At 61.1% G+C, this 16,628-nt stretch carries 13 protein-coding genes and 1 pseudogene; 8 read left to right on the plus strand and 6 right to left on the minus strand.

The window, feature by feature from the left end:
• The first annotated feature begins 17 nt into the window (after positions 1 to 17).
• Both HBF24_RS09835 and HBF24_RS09840 read left to right on the plus strand, forming a co-directional pair.
• A complete protein-coding gene (locus HBF24_RS09835; protein ID WP_240922414.1) occupies positions 18 to 824 on the plus strand; it encodes a glucose 1-dehydrogenase in 807 nt (268 codons plus the stop codon).
• A 77-nt stretch (positions 825 to 901) separates the two neighbouring features.
• Complete coding sequence (locus HBF24_RS09840; RefSeq protein WP_240922416.1) at positions 902 to 1,693, plus strand: carboxymuconolactone decarboxylase family protein; 792 nt, start codon at positions 902 to 904, stop codon at positions 1,691 to 1,693.
• A 543-nt stretch (positions 1,694 to 2,236) separates the two neighbouring features.
• Here HBF24_RS09840 and HBF24_RS09845 read toward each other — a convergent pair.
• The 3 genes from HBF24_RS09845 to HBF24_RS09855 form a co-directional block, all read right to left on the minus strand.
• A complete protein-coding gene (locus HBF24_RS09845) occupies positions 2,237 to 2,968 on the minus strand; it encodes a response regulator (protein ID WP_167172436.1) in 732 nt (243 codons plus the stop codon).
• Positions 2,965 to 4,515, minus strand: coding sequence for an ATP-binding protein (locus HBF24_RS09850; protein WP_167172438.1), 1,551 nt, complete (start codon positions 4,513 to 4,515; stop codon positions 2,965 to 2,967). The genes HBF24_RS09845 and HBF24_RS09850 overlap by 4 nt, the downstream gene beginning before the upstream one ends.
• Positions 4,516 to 4,588: 73 nt before the next feature.
• Complete coding sequence (locus HBF24_RS09855; RefSeq protein WP_167172440.1) at positions 4,589 to 6,463, minus strand: potassium transporter Kup; 1,875 nt, start codon at positions 6,461 to 6,463, stop codon at positions 4,589 to 4,591.
• 280 nt (positions 6,464 to 6,743) lie between these two features.
• On the opposite strand from HBF24_RS09855, the gene HBF24_RS09860 reads away from it, so the two are divergent.
• Positions 6,744 to 7,046, plus strand: coding sequence for a hypothetical protein (locus HBF24_RS09860; protein ID WP_167172442.1), 303 nt, complete (start codon positions 6,744 to 6,746; stop codon positions 7,044 to 7,046).
• Between the two features lie 151 nt (positions 7,047 to 7,197).
• Here HBF24_RS09860 and HBF24_RS09865 read toward each other — a convergent pair whose 3' ends face one another.
• The 3 genes from HBF24_RS09865 to HBF24_RS09875 all read right to left on the minus strand — a co-directional run bounded on the left by HBF24_RS09865 (position 7,198) and on the right by HBF24_RS09875 (position 10,963).
• Complete coding sequence (locus HBF24_RS09865) at positions 7,198 to 7,821, minus strand: cation transporter (RefSeq protein ID WP_167172444.1); 624 nt, start codon at positions 7,819 to 7,821, stop codon at positions 7,198 to 7,200.
• Positions 7,818 to 9,695 (minus strand): FTR1 family protein, encoded by a 1,878-nt coding sequence (locus HBF24_RS09870; RefSeq protein WP_343162742.1) that lies wholly within the window; start codon positions 9,693 to 9,695, stop codon positions 7,818 to 7,820. The genes HBF24_RS09865 and HBF24_RS09870 overlap by 4 nt, the downstream gene beginning before the upstream one ends.
• A gap of 395 nt (positions 9,696 to 10,090) precedes the next feature.
• Complete coding sequence (locus tag HBF24_RS09875) at positions 10,091 to 10,963, minus strand: NmrA family NAD(P)-binding protein (RefSeq protein WP_167172446.1); 873 nt, start codon at positions 10,961 to 10,963, stop codon at positions 10,091 to 10,093.
• A gap of 105 nt (positions 10,964 to 11,068) precedes the next feature.
• Between HBF24_RS09875 and HBF24_RS09880 the strand changes: the two genes are divergently transcribed.
• The 5 genes and pseudogenes from HBF24_RS09880 to HBF24_RS09900 all read left to right on the plus strand — a co-directional run bounded on the left by HBF24_RS09880 (position 11,069) and on the right by HBF24_RS09900 (position 16,471).
• The gene (locus tag HBF24_RS09880) at positions 11,069 to 11,971 is read left to right on the plus strand and encodes a LysR family transcriptional regulator (protein ID WP_167172448.1); all 903 of its coding nucleotides are present in this window, start codon (positions 11,069 to 11,071) and stop codon (positions 11,969 to 11,971) included.
• A gap of 129 nt (positions 11,972 to 12,100) precedes the next feature.
• Positions 12,101 to 12,457 (plus strand): hypothetical protein, encoded by a 357-nt coding sequence (locus HBF24_RS09885; RefSeq protein WP_167172450.1) that lies wholly within the window; start codon positions 12,101 to 12,103, stop codon positions 12,455 to 12,457.
• Positions 12,458 to 13,333: 876 nt separating this feature from the next.
• Positions 13,334 to 13,992 (plus strand): annotated as a pseudogene (locus HBF24_RS17330) (tyrosine-type recombinase/integrase); the annotation flags it as partial.
• Between the two features lie 140 nt (positions 13,993 to 14,132).
• Entirely contained in the window at positions 14,133 to 15,167 is a 1,035-nt protein-coding gene (locus HBF24_RS09895) for a nucleoid-associated protein (protein WP_167172454.1), read from the plus strand.
• A gap of 2 nt (positions 15,168 to 15,169) precedes the next feature.
• On the plus strand, positions 15,170 to 16,471 hold the full coding sequence (locus HBF24_RS09900; protein WP_167172456.1) for a hypothetical protein: 1,302 nt from the start codon (positions 15,170 to 15,172) through the stop codon (positions 16,469 to 16,471).
• The last annotated feature ends 157 nt before the right edge of the window (positions 16,472 to 16,628 follow it).

Here is a 16,628-nt window from a genome sequence, read left to right on the forward strand (position 1 = left end):
ATGAGTCCCATCGATCCATGGTCGATGACCCCACCTGCTGTAGGAGGAGACTCAACATGAGCGTCAGCTACGATTTCAGTGGTCAGGTCGCAATGGTGACTGGCGCCGCATCCGGCATGGGCTTGGCGACGGCGCGCGCGTTCGCCGAAGCCGGCGCGGCCGTGACCCTCACCGATATCAACGCCCAAGGTCTTGATGCGGCGACCCAGGATCTATCGGCCGCAGGACATCAGGTCATCGGACTGGCCGGTGATATCCGCGACGAGGCCCACGTCAAGTCCGTCGTCGAACAGACAGTGAAGACGTTTGGACGTCTGGATGCGGCGTTCAATAACGCCGGCATCCAGAGTCAGGCCGTGGAAACTGCCGATGTGCCCAGCGACGTGTTCGATCGCATCAATGCGATCAACCTGCGTGGCGTATGGCTAGGCATGAAATACCAACTGCTGCAGATGCGCGCGCAGGGCAGCGGGGCCATCGTCAACAACTCGTCTCTTGGTGGCCTGGTTGGTGTTCCGGGGCGTGCTGCCTACCACGCGGCCAAGCACGGCCTGATCGGTCTGACCAAAAGCGCCGGTCTGGAGTATGCCGCGCGGGGAATACGCGTCAATGCCATCTGCCCCGGCATCGTGGAAACCCCCATGGTCGCCGACATGCTGAAGGGCGAGACGGCGGTCATGAACGACATGCTCAAGGACGTGCCCATGGCAAGGCTCGGCAAGGCTCAGGAAGTCGCCGATGCGGTTCTATGGCTGTGCAGCCCTGGCGCCAGTTTCATTGTGGGTGCCGCGCTTCCCGTCGATGGGGGCTATACCGCTCGCTGAAAAACACGTGGAAAAGCCCATTCAGATGATGGCGCAACGGCTATCGTCAGCATGAGAAACCGATGGAGAAAATCACCATGATCGCTACCCGCTCCGGCAAGGTCAGTCACAAGCGCCGCATGGTCTTCGCACTGGCCATTCTGCTTACCGCTATGGGATGCCACGCGATGCCTTCCACCTCCACACAGGACACCCATGACATGAGCAATACATCTATCTCCTCGGACACGCTTTCCGCCCGCCAGCAGGCCATTATTCCCATCGCCGCCTTTGCCGCCGCGGGGCATCTTGATGCGCTGAAAAAGGCCCTGAACGACGGACTCGATGCTGGCCTGACCGTCAGTGATGCGCGGGAAATTCTGGTGCAGACCTATGCCTACGCGGGCTTTCCACGCAGCCTGAACGCCCTTGGGCAACTGATGAAGGTGCTGGAGGCTCGCAAGCAGCGGGGTATCGAAGATGCCCCCGGCCGGGCGCCCAGCCACCCCATTCCGACCGGCGAGGCGCTGCTCGCCGCGGGCACGGCCAATCAGACCAGGTTGTCCGGTGGACCGGTCAAGGGCCCCTTGTTCGACTTCGCCCCAGCTATCGACCAATACCTCAAGACGCACCTGTTCGGTGACATTTTCGAGCGAGACAACGTCGACTGGAAAGACCGTGAGATCGCTACCGTGGCGATGCTGTCAGCCTTGCCCGGCGTCGAGCCGCAGGTACAGGCGCACATGCGCATCAGCATGAACGTCGGCCTGAGCAAGGGCCAGCTGCAGCAGCTCAGCCAGGTGCTGGCCGACCGCGTGACTCCCGATGCCGGCCAGCGTGCGCGCCAGGCACTGGAACAGCAGCTCGACTCTCAACAGGACGCCGGCTGACCTGCGCCAGAGGTAGGCTCCGCTTGTCAACAGGCGTCTGTGCCGGCGGCAGATCTTTCCGCCGGCAGACACGACATCGCCCGCGCCGCAGGTCGTTGCCTTGCCGCCTTTCCCGCCGTGGCCGGGAATATTGTCTACCCGCTGTAGCTCAGTCCTCGGGCTGAAACCAGGACATGGGAGTCCCGCACGCGACTTGCCTCAAGGCCGGCCGTTGGTCCGTGCGTGATTCCCCCCGGCGGAATTGGTGTGTTCTGCCATCCCGCTTTCCCCACGCCAACCAGAATAGATGCCAGCTCTCTTCGGGCATGCCCTCATGGTTTTTTTTTGATCCTCTGACCCACAAGGCGCCGTATCATTCATGCCATGCACCCATAGATTTGCCTGACATGCGACCCCCGAGCGAATCTGATCGTCACTTGCGCACTCGGGGTCCGGACGCATTCGAACAGATACGGCGTGGTGAAGTGATGCTACGCCGCTTTCGCTGCCGGCCGCCTGCCATCATGTTCACTAGGCTCGCATCATGGCCGTTTACCTTTATTATCAAGCGCTGTCGCAAGAGCGGGACGCCGGTTCGCGGCGGTCCAGAAAACGATAGCCCACCCCGGTCTCTGTTTTCAGCCAAATGGGTGATGCCGGGTCGTCTCCCAACTTCTGACGCAGACGGCCGATGACGATGCGAAGGTAGTGGCTGTCCTGGACATGGATGGGGCCCCATATCTGGCGAAGCAACTGCTGTTGCGTCACCACCCGGTTGGGGTGCTGGAGCAGGGCAGCCAGCACCGTGTATTCCTTGCGGGTCAATGACACGGGCATACCGTCGCGGCTGACCTCCCGCCGCAGCTGGTCAATACGCAGGTGGCCATCGTCATAGATGGGTGGGGCGTGGTCATGCACGTCAGAGGCACGCTGGCGCAGCATGGCGCGTAAGCGCGCCATCAGCTCTGGTACGCCAAAAGGTTTGGTGACGTAGTCGTTGGCACCATGGTCCAGCGCGCTGACTTTCTCGTCCTCGCCATCGCGTACCGACAGCACCAGTACCGGCACTTCACTCCACTGCCGCAGCTCCGTCAGCACGTCGTGACCGTCCCTGTCGGGAAGGCCCAGGTCAAGGATCACCAGATCAGGGGCACGCGTGGCCGCCAGCGCCAAGCCCTGTTCGGCGTTGGCGGCCTCCAATACCTGATATCCCTCCGCACGCAGACCAATGTTCAGGAAGCGGCGGATCTGAGGCTCGTCGTCGATCACCAGAATGCGGGGCGCGGCGGAATTCATTCGTGTTCTTCGGGCAGCGCGGGAAGGGGCAGGCTGATGCGCATCATGGTACCGCTCGGCGTCGCCGCCAGGGCCTCGACGGTGCCGCCATGGGCGCCCACCAGGCCCCGGCAGATGGACAGGCCCAGCCCGGTACCCTGGGCGCCGCGATCACCCCTGGCGACCGAATAGAAGGCATCGAAGACACGCTCGCGTTGGTCGGCGGCGATCCCCGGGCCCTGATCACTCACATCGATCAGCAGCAGCCGGGCGCCTGCGGCGTACACACGAAGATGGACCGGCACACCCGAGGGTGATACATGCACCGCGTTCTCCAGCACATTGAACAATGCCTGTTCGATCAGGGCCGGATGCACATGAAGCAACAGCGTCGATGAGGGAAGCTCGGTATCCATCGGTTGTCCTGGAAACAGCGTGCGGATGCGCTCCACCGCAGCGGCCACGATGTCGGCCACGTCCACCCAATCGCGGCGCAGCGGAAGCTCACCGTGTCCCAGCCGGGCCATGTCCAGCAAATTCTGGATGTAACGATCAAGACGCAGGCCTTCCTCCAGCACCCCCTCCAGCAGTTGCTGATGTTCTTCCTCGGGTAGTTGCCTGCCATAACGCGACAGCGTCTGCGCCGAGCCGATCATGGCCGAGAGGGGGGAACGCAGGTCGTGCGAGACAGAAGAAAGCAGCGCGTTGCGCAAACGCTCGGTTTCGCCGGCGACGCGCGCCTTCTCCAGTGCTTCGGCCAACCGGATCCGTTCCAGTGCCTGCGCCACGTCCTGTGCCATGGCATGTGCCAGGTAGCGTGCCTCTGGCGACAACGGACGTTGCGGGCAGGCGACGGCCAGCACGCCCTGCCGCTGCTTGTCCACGCACATCGGCAACATCAGGCATGTCGCCGCCGGAATGCGTTCAGTGCCGTTTCCGGTGGGTTCGGCCAGCCGATCGCAGTAATCGGCAGCCAACGCGTCGTGCGCATCGAGCGGTTCCCAACTTGGCGTCGCCATCGCCACTTGCCATGGGTCTTTCAAGGTGGGACGCACCAGAATGGCCACTGGCCGCTCCAGCAGTCTGGCCGCCGTATCGGCAGCTACGCGATGGATCGTGGTTTGATCACCGGCCTCTGCCAGTTGTTTACCCAGTATGTGTAGCGCTTCGGCCGACGCCCTGGCCGTGCGCAATGACGCCACCTTCTCGGCCAGTTGCGTGGCCAGGCGCGAGCAGATCAACGCTGCCACCAGAAACAGGCTGACGGTAAGCACATCGTCGGCCGAGTCGATGGCGAAGGTGTAGCGCGGCTGGGTGAAAAAGAAGTTGTACCCGAGAAAGCAGAGAATCGCGGCGTAGGCGGCCACGCGCATGCGTACGCGCACCGCCACCACCATGATTGCGGTGAGAAAGATCAACGACAGGTTGGCGATCGCCATGTAGCGATCGGCAATGAAGGCGTTGGCAAAGGCGACAAGGGTGACCGCGCTGGCATAGGCGTAGCTCGCCAAGCCGGTGGCGCGCTCGGAAAAACGGACCGAGTGTGAATCGGGAACGGGGCGGTTCATGGCGTTGGGGTTGCCTCAGCCCACCAAAATGAGGTTGTCAGCGACCGGCCGCAAGCGGCATGTGTGCGCGAGATCAGATATCGACATGGGCTCCTAGCTCGATAAGGCGGTTGCCGGGAATACGAAAAAACGCGGTGGCGGGCAGGGCGTTGCGGATCAGAAAAGCGAACAGCCTGTCACGCCAGGATACGACGCCCAGGCGATGTTCGGCGGGGATTACGGTCTCGCGTGAAAGGAAAAACGTGGTGTCCATCAGGTCGAATTCGGCGCCGACCCCGCCGCACTCCAGTAGCGCTGCAGGCACGTCGGGATCTTCATCAAAACCAAAGCGCAGCAGCAGCCGATAGATCCCGGGAGCCAGTGATTCCAGTGCGAAGCGTTCACCGGGTTCGGCCGTGGGCGCATCCAGCGTCTCTACGGTCAGTATGATATTGCGCTCATGCAGCACCTTGTTGTGCTTCAGATTATGAAGCAACGAATTGGGTGCAAGCTCCTGATCGTTGGTCATGAATACCGCGGTGCCCGGCACGCGCTCGGGTGTGTGCTCCAGAAGATTTTCGACAAATGGCTTCAAATTGACGCCGCTCTGCCGCAATCGCTGCTGTACCGCTCGCCGTCCGTGACGCCAGGTGGTCATCAGGACGAACACGCCCATTCCCAGCAGCAGCGGAAACCAGCCACCGCTGGCAATCTTGATGGCATTGGCGCTGAAAAAGCCCAGGTCCACCGTCAGCAGACCCGCGCCGGTCAGCACGATGAGCGGCCAGCGCCAGTGCCAGCGCGGCCTTGCCACGACCAGCGCCAGCAAGGTAGTGATGACCATGGTGCCGGTCACGGCGATGCCATAGGCCGCGCCAAGATTGTCGGAGCTGCGAAAGCCGAGCACCGCGAGCACAATCAGCATCAGCAAGGCACGATTGATCCAGGGCACGTAGATCTGCCCGGAAATGGTGCGGGACGTGTGCACCACGCGCATGCGCGGCACGTAACCCAGCTGGATGGCTTCCCGTGTCATCGAGAACGCCCCCGAGATGACGGCCTGCGAAGCAATCACCGTGGCCGCCGTGGCCAGCGCGATCATGGGGTAGAGCAAGGGTCGCGGCACCAGGTGGTAGAACGGGTTGGCGATCGCTGCCGGGTGTTGCAGAAGATAGGCCCCCTGGCCGAAGTAGTTCAGCACCAGGGCCGGCAGCACCAACGCGAACCAGGCACCCTGGATGGGTCGTTTGCCGAAATGCCCCATGTCCGCATACAACGCCTCGGTGCCCGTCACCGCCAGCACGACGGCGCCCAGTGCAAGGAATGCATCGACGCGGTTGTGCACGAAAAAGGCGATGCCTTGCACAGGACTCAATGCCCACAGCACCTCGGGCCCATGCGCAATGCCGCGGATGCCGAGCATGGCCAGAGCCAAGAACCAGACCACGCAGATGGGCCCGAAAACACGGCCAATGCGTTCGGTGCCATGGCGCTGCATGGCAAACAGCGCAACGATCACCACCAGCGTGATGGGAACCACCCAGCGCGCCAGTCCCGGCGCGGCCACTTCCAGGCCTTCCACCGCCGACAGCACCGAAATGGCCGGCGTGATGACACCATCGCCATAGAACAGTGCCGCGCCAAACAGCCCCAGCACCGCAATTGCGGCCCCGAGCCCAGCGACACGGCGCACACTGCGTTGAGCCAACGCCAGCAGCGCCATGATGCCGCCTTCGCCCTTGTTGTCGGCACGCATGATGAACAGCAGGTACTTCAGCGACACCACGATGATCAGCGACCAGAACACCAGGCTCAGCGCGCCCAGCACGTTGTCCCGGCTGACGTCGATGCCCTGCTCACCGAAGATCTCCTTGATGGTGTAAAGCGGACTGGTGCCGATATCTCCGTAGACCACGCCGGTGGCGCTCAGCGCCAGCGTCAGGAACTTTCCACGACCGTTCGATGCCATACCCGTGCTGCTCTTGGTGGCACGCCCCCGCCATGCACGGCATGTATCGGGCATGCTCTGATGTTAAGGAGCAGCTACTGTAGGAATGCAGGCGTAAAAGAGGACGAGCGCGGGGGAGGGCGAGCGTAAAATTTCAATAAAATATCGCGTGCGTCCAGTTCAAGCCCGGGTGTGGTCGCTCTCTTGTAGGGTCTCCACAACCATAAGCACTTCTTAAGCGCCCGGCGCCAAGACACTTTTTTTTCACCTTCTTTCAAGCTGCGGCGAGCATGATGGAGGCATGGAAACCAAGCCGCTAACACTAAGCCTTGCCATACCGGGCCAGGTTGCAGCAGAGCTCGCTCGTGAAGCCTTTCGGTCCGGACACTCCATCGAACAAGAAGTGCTGGTTCGCCTCAGCGACAGTCTTGATGCTCGCCGCAAGAGTCAACGCGACCAGACCGGCGACGCGCCCGCGACGCCCTCCGCCTCGGATATGCGACGCTACTCGGCCGAACGCCTGCTGCAGAAGCTTGATATGCAACGGCGATGGTTGAGCTCGGCGGAAGCCACCCAAGAGCGGCCGTCCAAATCCGAAGAGTGACCCAAGGCCCCAGGCTCAAAGCGCCCCGTTCCTGGCAGCCTGTGAAGGTCGGCGCCGGCAACGGTGATCCGCCTGTTGCACATCAGTGACGAGCGGTCGGGTGCTTCACGGGCGACATCGGCCGCCCAGAAAGCGGAAGGGTAACCTCCGGCTACGACCCAGTCTGCACAGAAGCAGTCGCCTGACGCGCCTGCCTGGCTTCCCGGAGAATCTGCCACGCTTCCTTGATCACGTAGAGCGCGATGGCGGCGCCGATGATCAAATCCGGCGCCGAATGCTCAAAGGCCAGCACCAGTAGTCCCGACACGATCACCGCCATGTTGGCGATGACATCTACCCGCGTGAACAGCCAGGTGGCACGCAGATGCACCTCGCCCTCGCGAAAACGCCCCAGCAGCCGCAGCACCGTCGCATTGACCAGCAGCGAAAGGCAGGCAATGGCCATCATCCAGGCGCCTTCTGGATGGCTGCCCATGAGCCACCGCCACAGCACCCCGGCGATGGCGCTGAATCCCAGGACCAGCAAAAGCGATCCGCTCAGCGTAGCCGCAGACGCCTTGAATCTGGCGCCGCGATGCCAGGCAAGCAGCGCGATACCGTAAGCGCTGGCATCGGCGAGCATATCCAGCGCATCGGCGACCAGCCCCATGGATTGAGCCAGCACCCCGGCCACCAGGCCGATCACGAACATCGCCGCGTTCAGTGCGAGCGCGATGCGCACGATGCGCCGCTGCGCCTGGTTGCGCGCTTCGGCATGGCATCCGCAATCGCTCATACGTCCTGTTCCATGGGCACTGGACCGGCGGCTGTTCGGGCCCGCCGACGATGATGGTCACGATACAGATTGAAGATGAAGCCTGCGCCCAGCAGCACCACCACCGCCACTTGCGCAAGCAGTGTCTGCCACGTCGCATAGAGGCCGAGCAGCTCGACGCGTGGCCATGGGGCAACGGTTACCGAGACCCAACCTGCCTCCTGCAGCGCGGCAACGCCTTTGCCGGTCAGCACAATGGCCAACACCGCGATCAGGATCGAGCTTGCCGAGAAAAACTGGGCGATCGGAAGGCGTCGACTGGTCCGCAGCAGAACCCATGCGATCAGCGCCAGTGTCAGCATGCCGGCCACAATGCCGCCGAGCAGCCAGATTCCCTGGCCTTCACTCCAGAGCGCGGCATAAAACAGGATGGTCTCGAACACCTCCCGGTACACGGAGATGAAGGCCAGTCCCAGCAGGAACCACGCCGAGCGCCGGTCAAGTGCACCGGCCATCTTTTCCTTCAAATACGCTTGCCAGCGACCCCCCATGCTCTTCTGGTGCATCCACAGGCCGACGCTGAGCAGCACGATTGCGGCAAACAGCGATGACAGCCCCTCGGTCAATTCGCGCCCGGCGCCGCTGATCGAGATCGCATAGCGCGCCAATGCCCAGGTGATGCCGCCGGCGACCAGCGCCAGCATCCAGCCCGCATGCACATATCGCACCTGCATCGGCCGCTCGGCCTTGCGCAGAAAAGCCAGCAAAGCGACCACGATCAACAAGGCTTCCAGTCCCTCTCGCACCAGGATGGTATAAGCGCCGATAAACGTGGAAGAGGGATCTGCGGCGGTCTCGGCCGTGACCGCCTGGGCTTGCGCCAGCAGCCCGTCCACCGCATCTGCTTGCTGTGTGATCGACTGCAGCGGTGCGCCCTTCGACAAAGCGGTGCGATAGGCACCCATCGCCGTTTCCAGCCTCGCACGCAGCGCACTGTCGCGGGCATTGAGCAGCGGCTCCACAGGCTCAACGCCATCCAGATAGGCAGAGAGGGCAAGCTGGGTGGCTTCGGCCTTCGCGCCGGCTTTATACGCGCTGACGCTGGCCTCGATGCGTCCCCGTGCCAGCGGCAAGCCGCCCAGGGCGCTCTGCAGCGCCTCGGGGTGCGCTCGCAAATAGCCGACGATGGCTCGTGCCTGCTTGGTGCCCAGCGCGGGGCTCAGCTGGTCCACACGGGTCTGCGACAGTTCTTTCAGCCCGGCGATCTGGGCACGCGCCGATCGCTGGTGTTGCCACATGGATGCTCCCGCCGCGCTTTGCCGGGAGTAGGCGAGCGAGCCCACGTAATACGCCAGTGCCCAACGATCGGCCACCGACAATTGGTCAGCGAAGCTGGCCATGGCCGTGCCTTCCACACCCTGGCTGATCACCTCGTACAGCGAGAGCGGGCTGCGCTGGTCGGCCCGGGTCGGATCGGTAAAGTCCACCGGACGCGGATCGAGCTGACGCCCCGCCGGGCCATCACCATGCCCCGTGGCGCCATGACAGGCCGCGCAACGCGCCTGATACAGCGCCGCCCCGCGAGCCAGGTTGGGTGCATGATCAGGGGCGGTGGGTATCGGATAGGCCTTCAACAGCGCAGCGGCCAACGCATGTGCCTGCTGCGAGACCCTGGCCGCAGGTGCCTTGGCGTTGACCAACGCAACCAGCTGATCGGCCTGGGTCAGCAGCGCCGGTCTCGCCGCGTTGGAAGGCAGTGCCTGGATGCGCTGGCGCGCGGTGGTGGCGAACTCGCGCATCTCGGCGTATTCGGACGCACTTACTATCGCGCCGTCCTTCACCGCCCCGGCATAGTCGGTGGCCAGATAATCGAGCATCTGCCACGTCTGCGGCACGCTCGCGGGCGCGCTTTGGGCTACCGCCGGGAGCGCCGTCATGCAGCTGAGCACCAGCACGAGAAGCCAAGTGCCGCGAGATATCATGCGAATAGGAGTCGTTCTCATTCAATCAGTCTAGCAAGCCGTTTGATTCATCCCAAGCGCTGGATCGGTCTGACCGGAGGCTTGCGTGTCAGTACGCCGGTGCCGCAAAGGCGACAGGCAAGCGTTCGCACACTGCGGCGACACGTGGTGCACCGTGGCTCCCATGGCGACGGCATCACGTTGTCCTGGCGATCGGGTAGGGCAGAGGCTTCATCCGGGATCCGACCACGTCACCCGATGCGGAATCCGCAAATGAGTGCGTGGTCGGACCGGACGGCCGCCAGACGAAGCCTGGCGGAATGGTCGTCTCAAGCCGCAGCGTGGGTGATCTCGTCCAGGAAGTCGCGGTACGAGTGCAGTGGTCGGCCCAGCATCTGCGTCAGGCGCTCGACATCTCCCTGATCCGCAATCATGCCGTCGCTGACGAAGCGTTCGGCCATCAGACGCATCTCGTAGGCCATCCACACGGGCATCTGGCCGGCCATCGTCTGCTCGAACGAGCTGAGATCATCGCCACCGTAGACCACGGGTCGCTGCAGCGTCTGCGACCATAGCGCCGCCACCTGCGGACCGGTCAGCGTGTCAGGTCCCACCAGATGAATGGTTTCCACGGGCAGGGTGTCAGGACCCTGGTCGCGTCGCACAAGCTCGATGGCCGCCACTTCGGCGATGTCGCGTGTATCGACCATGGCCACCCCCTGAGTGCCGATCGGCATCGGGTACACGCCGTGCTCAAGCACCACATCCTTGATCATGTGCTCGTTGTCGATGAAATAGCTGGCGCGCAGGAAGCTGGCGCTGAATCCCATCTGCCGAAGCATGTTCTCGGCGCCGGATTTGACCGCGAAGTGCGGCACATTCACGAAGCGGTCCGCATTAAGCACGGAGAGGTACACCACGCGTTTGACGCCCGCCTCGCGAGCCACGTTCAGCGTGATGATCGCCTGGCTGAACTCATCACCCGTGACCGCGTTGAGAAGGAATAGGGTGCTCACACCATCAAACGCCTTCCGCAGGGCGTCGATATCGAGCAGATCCCCCTGGACCACCTCGACTGCCTCGGGAAACGAGGTCTTGGACGGATCGCGGGTCAGCGCTCGCACGGTGGCACCACGCTTCACCAGCTGGTCGACGACGTGGCGGCCAACGCGGCCGGTGGCACCTGTAACTAGAATAGTCATGGCATTTGCTCCGAGTGGTTGAGGACACAGCCGCCATACTATCGATCCAAAATTTACTGCATAGACGGTAAAATTAGACAATATGTCTCATAGGTGGAACTAAAAATGGACCTGCTTGCATTGACCGATTTCAACCTGGTGGCTCGCCACGGTGGTGTCGGCAAAGCGGCCCGCGAAACCGGTCGCCCCAAGGCCACCTTGTCTCGCCACGTCGCCGAACTGGAAGCAAGTCTTGATCTGCGCCTGTTCGAGCGAGGAAAGCGATCACTCAAACTGACGCAAGAAGGTCGCGCCTTGTTCGAGCGCACCACGCTGCTGCTCAACGAGATCGAGGAGACGGCCACGGCCATCACCTCCGGTGGGCACGACGTGCGCGGACGTCTGCGCATCAGCGCGCCACTGCTGTTCTCACAAACCGCGCTGGGCAAACTGGCGGCGCAATTCACGCGACGCTACCCGCAGGTGCGGCTGGAAATCACCGCGGAGGATCGCCCGGTGGAGATGGTGGAGGAAGCCTACGACCTGGTGATAAGGGTCAATCCGGAGCCGGACTCCAGCCTGGTTGGGCGAATATTCCTGCGCGACCGATTGGTCGTCGTGGCCAGTCCCGACCTGCCGGTGCCGGCAGGCAACCAGCAGGAACCGGTTCCCGCAGTGGTCCGAGGCGCCATCGCGGAACACGCTGAAACCTGGGCGGTGACCACCACTGAGGGTGCGTCGACCATTACTGCCAGACCCGTGCTAGGCGTGTCCTCGTTGCTCATGGCTCGGGACGCGGTTCGCGCGGGAGCTGGCGCCGCGCGACTGCCGTTGTCGATGGTCAGCTACGACCTTGTTGCCGGAACGATGGTCAAATGGGCAGACATCGACGGGCCGGAAATTGCACTTTGGGCGCTTTATCCGACACGCCGATTGCTCAACAGCCGCGTTTCCGCGTTCCTGGACCATTTGAGAGAAGCGTTTCCGCGAGGGACACCGGACGAACTGGCGGCCTACATCAGAGCATGATCGCGTCAAGGCGCTACCTGAGAGAGCGGTCACTGCGAAGACACGTGACACGGCACCGCCACTACACCGGAGAAAACCCGCTTTTTGTATGCTTGTCTCTTGCGCACCGGATGGTGCAGGGGGAACGGCATGGATATGCGGGTGTTCTGGGCCGTCGTGGCCGGAATCTTGGTGGCCGGGTTCATTGGCTTGGTGTGGCGGTTGTTGTTGGTGGGTGCGGTGGTTCACGAGGTCAATGCGAGCATGGAGAGCGTGCAGCGCTTCTCGCAGCAACAGGCGCAGCACATGAAGGAAGCATCTGACCGCCGTGAGCGCATTCGCAACGCTCAGCACATCCAACGCCTGTTCGAACGCACCTTGGCCAAGGACCAACAATGTGTCGGCGGTACGGTGGTCACGGTGACGGCGCGTTCGGCAGTGCAGCTGATTCACCACGGCCACGTTGTGAGCTGTCGCGGGCGCATGGCCGATGAGGCCTTGCGCTAGGCCGCTAGCGTTATTTCTGCGATACGCTCCAGCGCACCAGCCGCTCACATTACGCGCCTTCAATAATTGCGCATAATGTATATTATGTAAAATAATAGGCAGCACAAAAGAAAGCACTGAGGCAGCCGCGGCCAACACGACACGTGTCGCTCACTAGCTAATCATGTCATCCCTCTTAATCAGGTCATCCTTTGACACGATTGACACGCTCAGCTGATCAATCGTCCGGTTCCAGCCCGGCGACTCATCTCGACGGAAACAATCTACGCCCGCTCTCGCCGTGCGCCTCCCACTTAATCATGTCACCCAGCTAATCAAATCACCGGCGACGCAGCACGTGGCTGTACATGAGAGTTCTTCATCACGCGAAGATCCTCCAGAGGATCCATTGAGAGTTCTTCATCACCGCTGCGGTCGGCGGAAATGGCTCTACAGCGGGCTCTGGGCGTTCTACATCACGAAAACGTACGCAGATGTACATTCACGTACGTTTTCGCGGATTGGCGGATGCCGTGAGAGTTCTTCATCACGCTCCCAACCGACGCCAGCTGCATTCGTGGGAGTTCTTCATCACGCCGACCGTGTCGACTCTTGATACGATCAAGGTGAGGCCAAGTTGACTGATGAGGCGAGCCCATGGAACGTCATTGGCAGTCCCCGAGCCAAGCGCCGCAAGAGCGGTTTCGCGAATGGCTCGCAGAGCTGTTCGCCGTGATCAGCGCCCCTGGGGCCGCAACAGAGGCAGCAGAGGCTGTCATGCGGGCGCGCCCACAGGAGCTGGGGGCCATGGCGAGGGCGCACAGCCGGGTGCGCAACGGATAGTCGGGCGCGACTCTCTCCACGGCACGCGACGGGATCACCGAGGCGGCACTTTACCCCTGCGAGCAGCCGGCGATCCGCACCGTGCTCAGTCGTGCCACCCGCGCTGCGGTCAAACGCGGCGAGCGGGCGCGCAAGAAGACCGCGATCACGTTGTCCGAGCTCGACGCGATGCTCGCCGCCTGCGACGACACTCGCTGGAAGGCCTGCACGAGCGCGCCCTGCTCTGCTTCGGCTTCGCCAGCGGCTGGCGCTGGCGAAGCGAAATCGACGCCGCGGACATGCGAGATATGCGCAAAACCGGTCACGATGGCTATATCTATCTCGGTTGGAGTATTCGAAGACGCAGCAAAAGGCGGATTCAACCCCGGACAAGCCGATCTTGGATCGCAGCGGAGAAGCTGCTTACGGCATGGCTGGAGGCGGCCGCCATCCGCAATGGGTGCGATTTTTCGGCGAATATGAAAGGATCGGATCGGCCCCGCCCTACTACCCGGATCGGTAGCGACCACCGTCAAGCGACGGGCGGCCTTAGCCGGACTGGAGAGAACTTTGGGGCGCACAGCTTGCGGTCCCTCATCATGGAAGCGGGCAAGCAAGGCGTGCCACTGCCGGCCGTGATGGCAATGACGGAACACTGCTCGATGGCGAGTGCGATTGGGTATTTTCAAGCGAGTTCGACAGCAGCCAATCCCGCGGCCCGGCTGCTTAAATAGCGCAGACGCGTAATTTGCTTGCCTTCCGCACAACTCGCCATCATGTGGTTACGCTCACGCCATGAGATTGGGCCGTGTCACACTGTGAGGTACGCACCGAGCGGTAGACCAGGCGGAAGGATGATCTAGGGGGAAGGACGATGGGTTTTTTGGAACAGGGTAAGGATGCGCTCCGCATTAAGGCTATGAGCCTCCACGTTGTGGGCAATGAGGAGTTTGCGCCGGAGCCAGAGCTCGATGAGATTGCGCACGAGGAGTTTTTCCTTGAGCGCATCGTAGAAAACGATGCCGACGCGATCTTTTCCTTCACTGAACTTAGTGATGTTAAGTCAGTGATTGAAAAAATCATTGAAGACAATCTGGCCTTCGAGGCCGGCGCCCAAAGGCTTGCGCACGATTTCGCCAAGGCTCACGTTGCCACGAGCAAGGAAGGAGCGTTCTTCGTTATTGATTTGGATACTGACGACGGTTCGCGATTCTTTTGCCTTATTAAGTACGACTACAGCGAAGCGGTCGAGCGGCATGAAGTTGATGGGAAGACTTCGCTAAGGAAAATCATCCAGGCCTTCGTTACCGATAAAAAAGCAGTCCAGAAAATCTGCCTTATTAGAGTGAAGGATGGCACGGTCAGCACTGATGTGGCTGCGAGAGACCGTATGAAAGCTGCTCCCGAGCTGAGTGACTACTTCTATAAATTCCTTGGTGTCGCACGGGAGCGGACCGATGCTCAGCTAACTACGGCGGTACTCGACGTCGCTAGGCGAGTTCTTCATGAGTTTAAAGCTCATTTGGGTGACCGTTCTGTTGCTATCGCCATGGCTGAAGTCGAAGGCGCGCTCCGCTTACGCGAGACGGTCGACGTGGATGCAATGGGGGAGATTCTACTCGGCGTGCTCGGGCGTCCCGAGGACGAAAAGGTCCACTCGTCAATCGAGAGGTCCATCGACCGCAAGTTCGAATCCGCAAAACTGCACGGCATCGGCTTCAAGCCGGACCCAGCTGCCTTGGCGACCCCGAAATCCGTCAAGCTCGAAACCGAAGAAGGAGTGGTTATTAAATACAGCCAGCGCGCAGGCGAGGCTCTTGTCATTCGAGCCAAGAAGGATAACGGCGGCGAGCTCATCACCATCGACACAGATGGGGCTGTGAAGGAAACCATTACTAAGGTTGGCTAGCGATGACAATCCATCAGCTTGCACTTCTCGTGAACGACGCTCAGCGGCGCGGTGATTGCGCTGCCCGTGAAACTTGGGACAAAGTAATTTTGTCTCGTCTGGCCCCGGACCTCACGCGTGCGATCGGCGAATCGGCGGCGATAGCCGGCCTTTCCTGCGCCATCATGGACGAAGCCTCGCGAGATATCACATTAAGTGCTGTCGATGATATACAGGCACCTTATCGGGTCATCCTGGACAAACCGAGTAATGCGACGGTCGGGTACCTGCTCACGCTCGTTGCTATAGATACGTTGCTCTTTGACGCGGGAATGCGTCGAAATATCCGTATAGCTGGGCTCAACCAACCATTCGAGTCTTTGGATGTTGCTTTTACTCCGTGGGAGGCGGGCACTCCCACGCTTGAAGGGCCTTTAACGCTGAAGAGTCCTCGGTCATTCGTTCGGGAATACGGAGACAAGCGCATCGCGCCGCGTTCTGTCAGTCCCTGGCTTATGCGCGATGTCGCATGGTTCGCGGCGGAGCCTGCGTTTGTTCGTTGGGCTACCATCGCCTTAAGGCAGTGCCTTTTATCACTCGGTGATGAAATCCAGCTGAATCCGCAGTTGGTTATCTTTAAAGGTCCGCCTCGCGGAAACATGTCCCTGCCCTCCTCTTCATTCGAAAACAGCGAGCAAATATTCATTGCAGTACAGGCGTGTACACAATGGGTCTATGAGACGCCTTCAGAGACTGAGATGCGGCATCCCTTACTAGCTGCGGAGATTGCTCGATTCGCCACCGTGGATGGCACGATTGCGCTCGATGCTGCCATGTTAAAAGCGGCGCTGGACGGTGCTCGCCTTGCTTATCAACTCGGCATGTCCAAGTTAAGTAGCGACACTTTGAAAATGCTTACGGATCTCAGGAAGAGCGTCCTCGACGAGGCCACCAAGGTTTCGGACGGAACAAGACAACTCGTAGCAGGGGTTGCCACAACCCTTTTGGTGGGGATTGGCATGATCGCAGCGAAAATTGGCGCTCATGCTGACGGCCGCATAGTCGGCGCAATCTCTGCCATTGCTGTGATTTATGTGATCACCATTGCCTGGTCAGGTTATCGGTTCCTCAGCCTGCAGGACGAAATTCGAGCTCAGTGGAAGCCCCGCACCTATGGCTTCATATCGCCTGACAGCTACGCTTTGCTCGTAGAGGGACCCGCCAAGAAGGCAGCAAACTCATACAGGGCTATTGCACGGATCGGTTGCTTGCTTAGTTTTTTAATGCTGATTGTTGTCTTGTGGGCGATCATGAGTTCCCCCTAGAAAAGACTCCAATGGTTGCGGTAGAAGTGGGCTACTTCGACTAAAGTCTTCACAAGTGTGGGATTTTCACCTCGAAAAATACCCCTTCAGTATATGTCGAAAGTCAATATTAAAGAATCTCTTAGGGGGTGTGAGCATCCTCATCATTCGGCAGGTC

Origin of the sequence: Oleiagrimonas sp. C23AA, from assembly GCF_011759385.1 — a bacterium.
Lineage (GTDB): Bacteria > Pseudomonadota > Gammaproteobacteria > Xanthomonadales > Rhodanobacteraceae > Oleiagrimonas.